Annotated in this window: 7 protein-coding genes; 4 read left to right on the top strand and 3 right to left on the bottom strand. The window is 73.7% G+C overall.

From position 1 onward, the window contains the following. The 3 genes from GCU69_RS27695 to GCU69_RS27685 form a co-directional block, all read right to left on the bottom strand. Positions 1-216: TM2 domain-containing protein (locus tag GCU69_RS27695; protein WP_156207499.1), on the bottom strand; the 216-nt coding region annotated here is incomplete at its 3' end. Positions 217-398: 182 nt separating this feature from the next. Next, entirely contained in the window at positions 399-782 is a 384-nt protein-coding gene (locus tag GCU69_RS27690; RefSeq protein ID WP_156207500.1) for a DUF2752 domain-containing protein, read from the bottom strand. A 28-nt stretch (positions 783-810) separates the two neighbouring features. Beyond that, a complete protein-coding gene (locus GCU69_RS27685) occupies positions 811-1,290 on the bottom strand; it encodes a TM2 domain-containing protein (RefSeq protein WP_156207498.1) in 480 nt (159 codons plus the stop codon). A gap of 571 nt (positions 1,291-1,861) precedes the next feature. On the opposite strand from GCU69_RS27685, the gene topA reads away from it, so the two are divergent. The 4 genes from topA to GCU69_RS27665 all read left to right on the top strand — a co-directional run. Next, the gene (topA, locus tag GCU69_RS27680) at positions 1,862-4,723 is read left to right on the top strand and encodes a type I DNA topoisomerase (protein WP_098752631.1); all 2,862 of its coding nucleotides are present in this window, start codon (positions 1,862-1,864) and stop codon (positions 4,721-4,723) included. A 109-nt stretch (positions 4,724-4,832) separates the two neighbouring features. Continuing rightward, positions 4,833-8,363, top strand: coding sequence for a dTMP kinase (gene tmk, locus GCU69_RS27675; protein WP_156207497.1), 3,531 nt, complete (start codon positions 4,833-4,835; stop codon positions 8,361-8,363). Positions 8,364-8,815: 452 nt separating this feature from the next. Next, positions 8,816-10,117, top strand: coding sequence for a DNA polymerase III subunit delta' (locus GCU69_RS27670; protein ID WP_156207496.1), 1,302 nt, complete (start codon positions 8,816-8,818; stop codon positions 10,115-10,117). Positions 10,118-10,262: 145 nt separating this feature from the next. Next, positions 10,263-11,870 (top strand): alpha/beta hydrolase (locus GCU69_RS27665; RefSeq protein WP_156207495.1); only part of this gene is annotated, 1,608 nt, incomplete at its 3' end.

The raw sequence follows: 11,870 nt of genomic DNA, 5'->3' as shown, positions 1-11,870 counted from the left end.
GCCGTCGATCAGCGCCCAGATGCCGCAGCCGCCGAGGGTGAAGAGCTGGCCGAGCGCCATGCCCGTGTGGCCGGTGTAGAAACGGCCGATGCCCAGCGTGCCGATGAACAGCTGGAGCACACCGGCGACGATCTTGGACTTCTCGGAGTACGGCTGCCCGTTGGGGGCGACACCGTACTGAGCGCCTCCGGCGGGAGGCTGAGCGGGGTAGGACATGGTTACTGGCTCCTCTTGAGCGGTTCAATGTGCTGCGCGCGTCACCTGGGGACGTATCGCGACGATCAAACCGACTCGGCGGAGTTTCGAACGGTTGCGCCGGTGGATGCTTCGTGACCGATCGGTAATGGCAATGCGGATCAAATGCGGACGAGGTGTCCGGCCGCTGGGGAAGGGGCTTTTCAGCCCGCCAGGTTGCGCCCGACGCCCCACAGCGCGACGCCCGCCAGCACGACCGCCGTCGTGGTCCGCCCCGGCGAGGGCCGGTAGCGGTTTCCGCGCAGCCGCTCGCGCACCCAGCGGTACGCCAGCCAGGCCCCCGCGGGGACCCCGAACACCAGCAGGGCCGCGTTGTCGTGGAAGGCCGCGACGAGGTCGCCGTGCAGCAGGTCGTACGTCATGCGGGTGGCGCCGCAGGTCGGGCAGTCGAGCCCGGTGGCCCAGTTGAACGGGCAGCGTGGCAGCAACTGCCCCGCTTCATGGGGGTTCGTCCCCCACAGATGGACGGCCCCGGCCGCCCCGGCCGCCAGCACACCGAGCGGTGCGGCGGCCGGGTGCGAGGCCATGGCGCGGACACCGGTCCGCCCGTCGCGCTCAGCCGCCACGCAGCGGACGACCCTCCTTGTCGGTGGCGTTGCTGCCGGTGAGCAGCATGATGCCGTCGATCAGCGCCCAGATGCCGCAGCCGCCGAGGGTGAAGAGCTGGCCGAGCGCCATGCCGATGTGGCCGGTGTAGAAACGGCCGATGCCCAGCGTGCCGATGAACAGCTGGAGCACACCCGCGATGATCTTCGACTTCTCGGAGTACGGACGGCCGTAGGGGTCGTAGCCGTACGGGGCGTTCGGGTCGCCGGTGTACTGGCCGGGCGCGACGCCGGGCTGCTGCGGGTAGCCGTAGCCGGGCTGGCCGCCGTAGGGCTGCTGGCCGCCGGGCTGGCCGTAACCGGCCTGCTGGCCGCCGGGCTGGCCGTAACCGCCGGGCTGCTGGCCGTACGGCTGCTGGCCGCCCTGCTGCGGGTATCCGTAGCCGCCGTTCGGGTCCTGCGGCGCGCCGTAGGGGTTCGGGTTGGACATGAGCGGGCCCCCGTGTGGGTGTGAGCGGTTTCTGTGCGGGACGTACGGCCGGCGGTGGTGCTGCGGCCGCAGAGTTCACATCCTGCCAGCCCGGCTCCGGGCGGTGGCAAGGTCCCTGGGCATCCGGGGCTCTCGGCGGGGGCCGGGGGCGGGGGCCTGCGTGCACGGCCGGACGGCCGCGGCGCGCTCGCCGGAACGCCGCCGTGTCCCCGCCGGCCTGCCGCCGTACCGTCGCTCGGCGGCCGCCGGGAAGCCGCCCGGGCCGCCGCCGTGGAGCCGCCGTGGAGCCGCTGTGATGCCGCCGTGCCGTCGCCGTGTCGCCTGGTCGGAGCGGTGGAGAGAGGAGAGGGAAGAGGAGCCGCCGGGCCGGCCGGGCGGAGTGTGACGTTGACAGGGACCTGTCGTCCGGCGGCAGAACGCCCACTTGTCGGGTTACCGTTCGAGTGGCGTTGCGGGCTTTTTCCGTTTGACAGCGGGCCGGGAGGTACCGTCACACTCCGCAGCGTCACCGCAGAACCTTCACGAAGCGGCAGTGATCATAGCCGAACGTCGACCGGAGAGAAGAGCGAAGTTGTCCCCGACCAGCGAGACCGCAAAGGGCGGCCGCCGACTCGTCATCGTCGAGTCGCCTGCCAAGGCGAAGACGATCAAGGGCTATCTCGGCCCGGGTTACGTCGTCGAGGCGAGCGTCGGGCACATCCGCGATCTGCCCAACGGCGCCGCCGAGGTACCGGCGAAGTACAAGGGGGAGCCCTGGGCCCGGCTCGGCGTCAACGTCGATCAGGACTTCCAGCCTCTCTACGTCGTCAACGCCGACAAGAAGAGCCAGGTCAGCAAGCTCAAGGGACTGCTGGCGGAGTCCGACGAACTCTTCCTCGCCACCGATGAGGACCGCGAGGGCGAGGCCATCGCCTGGCATCTCCAGGAGGTGCTCAAGCCCAAGGTCCCGGTCCGCCGGATGGTCTTCCACGAGATCACCAAGGACGCGATCCGCGACGCCGTCGCCAATCCGCGCGAGCTGAACAAGAAGCTCGTCGACGCCCAGGAGACCCGCCGCATCCTCGACCGCCTCTACGGCTACGAGGTCTCGCCGGTGCTGTGGAAGAAGGTCATGCCGCGGCTGTCCGCCGGCCGTGTGCAGTCCGTCGCCACCCGGCTCGTCGTCGAGCGGGAGCGCGAGCGCATCGCCTTCCGCTCCGCCGAGTACTGGGACCTGACCGGCACCTTCGCCACGGGCCGCGAGGGCGACGCCTCCGACCCCGGCACCTTCGGCGCCCGGCTCACCCAGGTCGACGGCCGCCGCGTCGCCCAGGGCCGCGACTTCGGTTCCACCGGCCGGCTCAAGGAGGGCTCGCAGGTCCTCCACCTCGACGAGGCCGCCGCCCGCGAACTGGCCGCCGCCCTGGAGGACGCCGCCTTCGCGGTCCGCTCGGTCGAGTCCAAGCCCTACCGCCGGTCGCCGTACGCCCCGTTCCGTACGACCACCCTCCAGCAGGAGGCGTCGCGCAAGCTGGGCTTCGGCGCCAAGGCGACGATGCAGATCGCGCAGAAGCTGTACGAGAACGGCTTCATCACCTATATGCGTACGGACTCCACGACCCTGTCCGACACGGCCGTGTCCGCCGCCCGCGCCCAGGTGACCCAGCTCTACGGCGCCGACTATCTGCCCGACAAGCCGCGCATGTACGCCGGCAAGGTCAAGAACGCCCAGGAGGCACACGAGGCGATCCGCCCCTCCGGCGACCGCTTCCGCACGCCCGCCGAGACCGGCCTCACCGGTGACCAGTTCCGGCTCTACGAGCTGATCTGGAAGCGCACCGTCGCCTCGCAGATGAAGGACGCGGTCGGCCAGTCGGTCACCGTCAAGGTCGGCGGCCGGGTGAACGACAACCGGAGCGCGTCCTTCAAGGAGGTCGAGTTCTCCGCCTCCGGCAAGATCATCACCTTCCACGGCTTCATGAAGGCCTACGTCGAGGGCGCCGACGACCCGAACGCCGAGCTGGACGACCGCGAGCGCCGCCTCCCGCAGGTGGCCGAGGGCGACCCGCTGACCGCCCGCGAGATCACCGCCGACGGCCACTCCACCAAGCCCCCGGCCCGCTACACCGAGGCGTCGCTGGTCAAGGAGCTGGAGGAGCGCGAGATCGGCCGCCCGTCGACGTACGCGTCGATCATCGGCACCATCCTCGACCGCGGCTACGTCTTCAAGAAGGGCACGGCCCTCGTGCCGTCCTTCCTCTCCTTCGCCGTCGTCGGCCTGCTGGAGAAGCACTTCGGCCGGCTCGTCGACTACGACTTCACCGCCAAGATGGAGGACGACCTCGACCGCATCGCGGCGGGCGAGGCCCAGTCCGTGCCGTGGCTGCGGCACTTCTACTTCGGCTCCGAGGGCAACGGCAGCGGCACGGCCGCCGCCGCGGGCAACGGCGACGGCGACCACCTCGGCGGCCTGAAGGAACTCGTCACCGACCTCGGCGCGATCGACGCCCGCGAGGTGTCGTCCTTCCCGGTGGGCGACGGCATCGTGCTGCGCGTCGGCCGCTACGGCCCGTACGTCGAGAAGCCGTCGCCCGTCGAGGGCGAGCCCGGGCAGCGCGCCGACGTGCCCGACGAGCTGCCGCCGGACGAGCTGACCGTCGAGTACGCCGAGGAACTGCTCGCCAAGCCCAGCGGCGACTTCGAGCTGGGCAACCACCCGGAGACGGGGCGGCCGATCGTCGCGAAGAACGGCCGCTACGGTCCGTACGTCACCGAGGTGCTGCCCGAGGACACCCCCAAGACCGGCAAGAACGCCGTCAAGCCGCGCACCGCGTCGCTGTTCAAGACGATGTCGCCGGACACGGTGACGCTTGAGGACGCGGTCAAGCTGCTGTCCCTGCCCCGCGTCGTCGGCACCGACCCGGAGACGGGCACCGAGATCACGGCGCAGAACGGCCGCTACGGCCCGTATCTGAAGAAGGGCACCGACTCGCGCTCCCTGGAGAGCGAGGAGCAGCTCTTCACCCTCACGCTGGAAGAGGCCCTGGAGATCTACTCCAAGCCGAAGCAGCGCGGGCGCGCCGCGGCCAAGCCGCCGCTGAAGGAGCTGGGCACCGACCCGGTCAGCGAGAAGCCCGTCGTGGTCAAGGACGGGCGTTTCGGCCCGTACGTCACGGACGGCGAGACGAACGCGACGCTGCGCCGGGACGACGACGTCGAGTCGATCACGCCGGAGCGGGGTTACGAGCTGCTCGCGGAGAAGCGGGCCAAGGGGCCGGCCAAGAAGACCGCGAAGAAGACGGCGAAGAAGGCCACCACCAAGAAGACGGCCGCCAAGAAGGCCCCGGCGAAGAAGACCGCGGCCAAGAAGACGGCCGCGAAGAAGACGACGACGGCGAAGAAGACCACCGCCAAGGCGTCCGCCGCGAAGAAGTCGGCGGACTCCGAGGACTGACCCGGCCGCGGCGGCCGCCCGGCCGCGACGGCCACGGGGTGGTCACAAGTTCGGACGCCTTACCGGGACTGGCCGACAGGGATTCGGCCAGTCCGGATAGGCTGGTCGGATGACGCGAGCCGAGCAGCCTACGGTCGTGAGCCCCACCTCCGACCACCTTGCCGCAGACTCCCGTGAGCGCGCCGTACGAGCACTGCTGCGCTTTCCGCCGCTCCGGCGGCTGTGGAGCGCGCAACTCGTCGGCGGCATCGGAGACGCACTCGCCCTGCTGGTGCTGCTGTTGCTGACGCTCCAAGCGGCCGTGTCCGCCGGGACGTTCGGGGACGGTTACCGCGGCGCGGCGTTCGCGGTCGCCGCGGTCCTCGGGGCCCGGGTCGTCGCCACCCTGCTCTTCGGCGCCGTCCTCCTCGGCCCGCTCACGGCCCTGACGACGCCCGGCGGGAAACCGGCCGGGAGCGACGGCACGGCCGGCGAGGACCGGCCGGACACCACGGCCGCCGGGAACGGCGCGAAGGGCGCCAGGAGCGGCGCGAAGGGCGCCCACCGGTCGAAGACGGCCGAGCGCACCGGCGGTCCGCTCGACCGCCGGTGGACCATGATCGGCGCGGACGGGCTGCGGGTCGCCCTGCTCGTCGTCGCCCCGCTGTGGATCGACTGGACACCGGAGACGGCCACCGCGTATCTCCTCGTCACCGTCTTCGTGACGGGCGTGGCCGAGCGCTTCTGGACGGTCTGCCGCGAGAGCGCGGCCCCGGCTCTGCTGCCCGCTCCGCCGGTCGAGGGCGCCGCGGTCCGGCCGCTGCCCGACCATCTCGACGCGCTGCGCCGGCTCTCGCTGCGCACGGGATATGTGGCGCTGCCGCTCGCCGCGGCCGGACTCGTCGTCATCTCACTCTTCAACAACCTGCTGGCCACGGCCGTCGACTGGTTCCACCTGCACCAGGCGGCGCTCGGTTCGTACGTCGCGGCCGGACTGTTCGCCGCCTCCGTGTCGATCCTGTACTTCATCGAACTCCCCGGCGGCCGGACGCCCCGCGCGCGCTCCCCGCTGGAGGGTCTGCGGCGTCCGCGCGCCGCCTCGGGCGAGGGCGCGGACAAGGGCCGTACGGGCGCCATTCCGCTGCTCGTGCTGTCCTCGGCGGCCGTCGCCGGCGCGATCGCCGCAGCGGTCGGCGTGGCCGTGCTGCACGCGGGGGACCTCGGGGGCGGGCCGGTCGGGTTCGCGCTGTTCGTGCTCGCGCTCAGCGGCGGCACCGTCGTCGGCGTCCGGGGCGCCCGCAAGGTGCTCCCGGCGCTGTCCCGGCGCAGGCTGCTCGCGCTGGCCATCGCCGTGACCGGGCTGGCGCTGCTGGCCGTCGGGCTCGTCCCCGACCCGGCGACCGTCCTCCTCCTCACGGCCGTCGCGGGTGTCGCCGCGGGCGTCTCCGCGAACACCGGTCACACGCTGCTCGACCAGGAGGCCGAGGAGCGCCGCCGGGCCCGTACGACCGAGCATCTGCACGCCGTCGTCCGCGTGTTCGTCGCCCTCGGCGCGCTGGCCGCACCGCTGCTCGCCGCGGGCATCGGGCCGCACCGCTACGAAAGCGGATCGTTCGTCTTCGAGCACGGCGGCGCGGCGTTCACGCTGATGCTCGTCGGCGCGCTGCTGCTGCCCGTCGCGGCCCTCGTCCTCGTCAGGACCGACGACCGCTCCGGTGTGCCCCTGCGGCACGATCTGCGGGAGGCGCTGCGCGGTGGCGAGCCCGACCGCCGGGCACCGGCCGGCAACGGTTTCTTCCTCGCCCTCGAGGGCGGTGACGGGGCGGGCAAGTCCACCCAGGTCGAGGCGCTCGCCGAGTGGATCCGCAGCAAGGGCCACGAGGTCGTCGTCACCCGCGAACCCGGCGCCACCGCCATGGGCAAGCGGCTGCGGTCGATACTTCTCGACGTCTCCTCGGCGGGCATCTCGCACCGGGCGGAGGCGCTGCTGTACGCCGCCGACCGAGCGGAGCACGTCGACAGCGTCGTACGGCCCGCCCTGGAGCGCGGCGCGGTGGTCGTCACCGACCGGTACATCGACTCGTCCGTCGCCTACCAGGGCGCGGGCCGCGACCTGTCGCCGACGGAGATCGCCCGCATCTCGCGCTGGGCGACCGACGGTCTCGTACCGCATCTGACGGTGCTGCTCGACGTCACGCCCGAGACCGCGCGGGAGCGCTTCACCGAGGCACCGGACCGGCTGGAGTCCGAGCCGGCCGAGTTCCACCAGCGGGTCCGCTCCGGTTTCCTCGCCCTCGCGGCCGCCGACCCGGCGCGTTACCTCGTCGTCGACGCGGGCCAGGAGCCGGAGGCCGTCACCACCGTCGTACGGCACCGGCTCGACCAGGTGCTGCCGCTCTCCGAGGCCGAGATCCGGGCCCGCGAGGAGGCCCGCCGGGCCGCCGAGGAGGAGGCGAGGCGCCGGGCCGAGGAGGAGGCCGCGCGGAAGGCCGAGGAGGAGCGGCTGGAGCGCGAGCGCCAGGAGCAGCTCGCCCGGCTGCGTGCCGAGGAGGAGGAGCGCAAGCGCCACGAGCTGGAGCAGGCGCGGGCTGAGGAGGCGCGGCGCCAGGCCGAGGAGGCGCGCCGGCGCGCGGAGGAAGCGCAGCGGCGCGCGGAGGAGGAGCGCGCGCGGCGCGAGGCGGAGGAGCGTGCGCGGGCCGCGGAGCAGGAGCGGCTGCGGCGGCAGAAGGAAGAAGAGGACCGGCTCCGCAAGGAGGCCGAGGAACGCCGGCTGGAGAAGCAGCGCAAGGCGGAGGAGGCCCTGCTCCGCGCCGAGCAGGAACGGCAGGCGTCCGAGGCGGCCCGGGCCGCGGAGACGGCCGCCGCGGCGGCTTCGGCGTCCGGGGGAGAGGCCGCGGTGGCGGACGAGGCCCCGACGGTGGAGACGCCGTTGGCCGGGGAGCCCGGCGGTGCGGGGGAGTCCGGCGGTGCGGGGGAGCCCGCGTCGCCCGGTCCGTCGCCCGACTCCGAGACGACGCAGAAGGTCCCGGCGCCGCAGCCCGAGGGCGGACAGCCCGGCGGGGCGCGGGAGGACGGGGCTGCAGGGGACGGGGTTCCGCAGGACGAGGCCGGGGACCGGGGGCGGCAGCCGGACGCGGAGGACACGGCCGTACTGCCGCAGGCGAGGCCGGACGAGCCGCGCGGCGCGTCGGACGAGACGACGGTGCTGCCGCAGGCGGTCCCGGGCGCCGCGGACGAGACGACCGTGCTGCCGCCGGTGCGCCCGGACGCGGACGAGAACCGCGGCCGGGACGGCGCGGCCGGAGCGGGACACGGTACCGGGGAGGCCGGGCAGCCCGCGGGCCGTCCGGCGGACCCGGCGGACCGGGTGCCGCCGTGGCTGTTCCGCCAGGAGGAAGAGGAAGAGGAGCGGGCGGCCGCGCCCGACGTCGAGCGGACCAGGGAGCTTCCGCAGGTCGACCCGCAGGCCGGTCCGCGGTCCGGTCAGCAGTCCGGGCAGTCCGGGAGCCCCGGCCGCGGGAAGTCCCGCCGGTCCCGCCGCCGCTCGGACTGGGCGGAGGAGACCCCGCTGGACGACCTGCCGACGCTGGCCGACGAACTCTTGGGCGACCGGGACGAGGACGACCGGGGACGCGGCGGGGGCCGGGGCCGCCGCGGCTGACCCGGACTTCGGACACGAGCGCCCGCCCGACACCCCGTCGGGCGGGCGCTCGCCCGTTCCCGGCCCGTACGGGGGCGGGCGGTCGTACGGAGGACCGCACCGGCCGGGCCCCCGGCGGGTACCGGCCGGGAGCGTCGAAGGGGGACACGCCCCGGGTGACCGGCGGCCGGTGGCGGGGGACGGCCCGGGAAGCCGAGGGGGATCCGGCCGGGAGGCCGGTGGATGCCCCGGTCTCGGGGATCGGCGTCCGGTGGGGTGTCGCGGTGTGTCGGTGTGGCGGTGCGGTCGCGGGGGAGGACAACCCGGGCGGGGGCTGCGCGGCCTGTGGCCGGGAGGCGTGAACCGCCGGGCGCTTGCCCGGCCGCGAGTGGCCGGCGTCCCGTTGTCAGCCGGGTGCACCACAATGGGACCCGCGGCACGCGTACGGACGAGCAGGAGAAGGGGCGGCAGCCATGACGGTGTGGGACGACGTCGTCGGCCAGGACCGGATCACGGCCGAGCTGGCCGCGGCCGCCCGCGACGCCGACGCGTACGTCACGGCGGCGCACGCGCTGCGCGCTGAAGCAGCGACCGCCGCCGAGCCGGCGGCGGGCCCGGACGGACAGCCGGAAAAGGCCGGTGCTCCCGGCGCAGCAGGCGTTCCCGGTGCCCGGCGCGCGACCTCGAAGATGACCCACGCCTGGCTGTTCACCGGACCGCCGGGCTCCGGCCGTTCCACCGCCGCCCGGGCCTTCGCCGCCGCCCTCCAGTGCGTGAGCCCCGACCGGGCCCTGGGCGGTGCCCCGGGATGCGGCTTCTGCGACGGCTGCCACACCGCCCTGATCGGCACCCACGCCGATGTCGAGGTGGTGCGCACCGATCTGCTCTCCATCGGTGTGAAGGAGACCCGTGAGCTGGTCCGCCGGGCCCAGCTGTCGCCGTCGGGCGGCAAGTGGCAGGTGATCGTGCTGGAGGACGCCGACCGGCTCACCGAGGGATCGGGCAACGTCCTGCTGAAGGCGATCGAGGAGCCCGCGCCGCGCACCGTGTGGCTGCTCTGCGCCCCGTCGGTGGAGGACGTGCTGCCGACGATCCGTTCCCGCTGCCGGCACCTCATTCTCCGTACGCCCCCGGTGGAGGCGGTCGCCGACGTCCTGGTGCGCCGGGACGGCATCGAGCCGGAGCGTGCCGCCGCGGCGGCACGGGCCACGCAGGGGCACATCGGCCGGGCCCGCCGGCTGGCCACGGACGAGCGGGCCCGCGCCCGCCGCGCCGCCGTGCTGAAGCTGCCGCTCCGGATCGACGACACAGGCGGATGCCTGAAGGCGGCCCAGGAGCTGGTGGACGCGGCGACGGAGGACGCGAAGCAGGTCGCGGAGGAGGTCGACGTCAAGGAGACCGAGGAGCTGCGCGCGGCCCTCGGCGCGTCGGCGGGCCCGGGCGGCAGGCTGCCGCGCGGCACGGCCGGGGTGATGAAGGATTTGGAGAAGCGGCAGAAGACCCGCGCGACCCGCACCCAGCGCGACAGCCTCGACCTGGCCCTCACGGACTTGACGGCCTTCTACCGGGACGTTCTCGCGATCCAGTTCGGCTCCTCGGTGGCGCTGGCGAACACCGAGTCGCGGGACGCCCTGGAGCGGATCGCCCGGTCCTCCACGGCGGAGCGGACGCTGCGCCGGATCGAGGCGGTGAGCGCCTGCCGCCGGGCGCTGGACCGGAATGTGGCGCCGCTGCTGGCGGTCGAGGCGATGACGATGGCGCTCCGCGCGGGCTGACCCCGCTCGGCCGGGCCGTGGCGTGCAGCCTCACCCGTACGGCCCTGCGCGGTCGGGCTCGGGGCGGCGGTCGCGCGGATACGCTCCGAGAACCTGCCTGCCGTGCGGGTCGCAGGTCTCCCGCGCCGAACCGAGGATTCTCCCCATGCACACCAGCCGCCGAAGCCGCCGCAGCCGTCGGCAGCTCAGCACCTCCGGCACGCTGCTCGCCCTCGCCGGGCTGCTGGCCACCGCCGGATGCTCGGCATCCGAACCGCAGCAGACCGCCTCGGCATCCTCCACGGACGCCCCGGGCGGCGGCCCCGAGGCGGCCGCCACCCGGGTACTGGAGCCGCTGCCGGAGAAGGTCCCGGCCGCGCTCGAGCCGTACTACGAGCAGAAGCTGTCGTGGCGCGGCTGCGGAGTGGCGGGCTTCGAGTGCGCCTCCCTGAAGGTGCCGCTGGACTATGAGAAGCCGGGTGGGGGCGAGGACCTGAAGCTGGCCGTGTCCCGGAAGAAGGCGACGGGCCCGGGCAAGCGGATCGGTTCGCTGCTGGTCAACCCGGGCGGCCCGGGCGGCTCGGCGATCGGCTATCTGCAGAGTTACGCGGCGATCGGCTATCCCGAGCCGGTGCGCGCCCGGTACGACATGGTCGCCGTCGACCCGCGCGGCGTGGCCCGCAGTGAGCCGGTGACCTGCCTGTCGGGCAAGGCGATGGACGCGTACACCCAGGTGGACATCACCCCGGACGACGGAGCCGAGACGGACGCGCTGGTGGCCTCCTACAAGAAGTTCGCGGAGGGCTGCGAGCAGCGGTCACGGGAGGTGCTGGGCCATGTGTCGACCGTCGAGTCGGCGCGGGACATGGACGTGCTGCGGCAGGTGCTCGGCGACGACAAGCTGAACTACGTCGGCGCCTCGTACGGCACCTTCCTCGGCGCGACCTACGCCGGGCTGCACCCGCAGCGCGTGGGCCGGCTGGTGCTGGACGGCGCCATGGACCCGTCGCTGCCGTCGCTCCGCATGAACCGCGACCAGACCGCCGGCTTCGGCACCGCGTTCAAGTCCTTCGCGAAGGACTGCGTCGCCCGCGAGGACTGCCCGCTGGGCCGGGACGGTGTGGCGGACGCGCGCAAGCGGCTGCGTGCCTTCCTCGACAGGACCGACAGCGACCCGGTGCCGACGGGGGAGAGCCGGGAGCTGGGCGAGGCCCTCGCCACGACCGGCGTGATCGCGGCGATGTACGACGAGGGCGCGTGGCCGCAGCTGCGCACGGCGATCCAGTCGGCGATGGACGGCGAGGGACACGGACTGCTGGAGCTGGCGGACCGCTATTACGAGCGGGACGAGGACGGCAAGTACCAGAACCTGATGTTCGCGAACGCGGCCGTGAACTGCCTGGACCTCCCGCCGTCCTTCAAGGGCCCCGGGGACGTCCGCAAGCACGTCGACTCCTTCCGCGAGGTGTCCCCGGTCTTCGGCGAGGGCCTGGCGTGGGCGGCGCTGAACTGCGCGTACTGGCCGGTGGAGGCCACGGGCGAGCCGAACCGCATCGAGGCGAAGGGCGCGGCCCCGATCGTGGTGGTCGGCACGACCCGCGACCCGGCGACGCCGTACGTGTGGTCCCGCGGCCTGGCGGAGCAGCTGGACTCGGGGACGCTGCTGACGTACGAGGGCGACGGGCACACGGCGTACGGCCGGGGGAGCGACTGCGTCGACACGGCGGTCAACACGTACCTGCTGGAGGGCGAGGCCCCGAAGGACGGCACGAGG

It is taken from the genome of Streptomyces lycii, from assembly GCF_009735685.1.
In the GTDB taxonomy this organism is placed as follows: Bacteria; Actinomycetota; Actinomycetes; order Streptomycetales; family Streptomycetaceae; genus Streptomyces; species Streptomyces lycii.
This window is presented reverse-complemented; position numbering and strand designations above follow the sequence as displayed.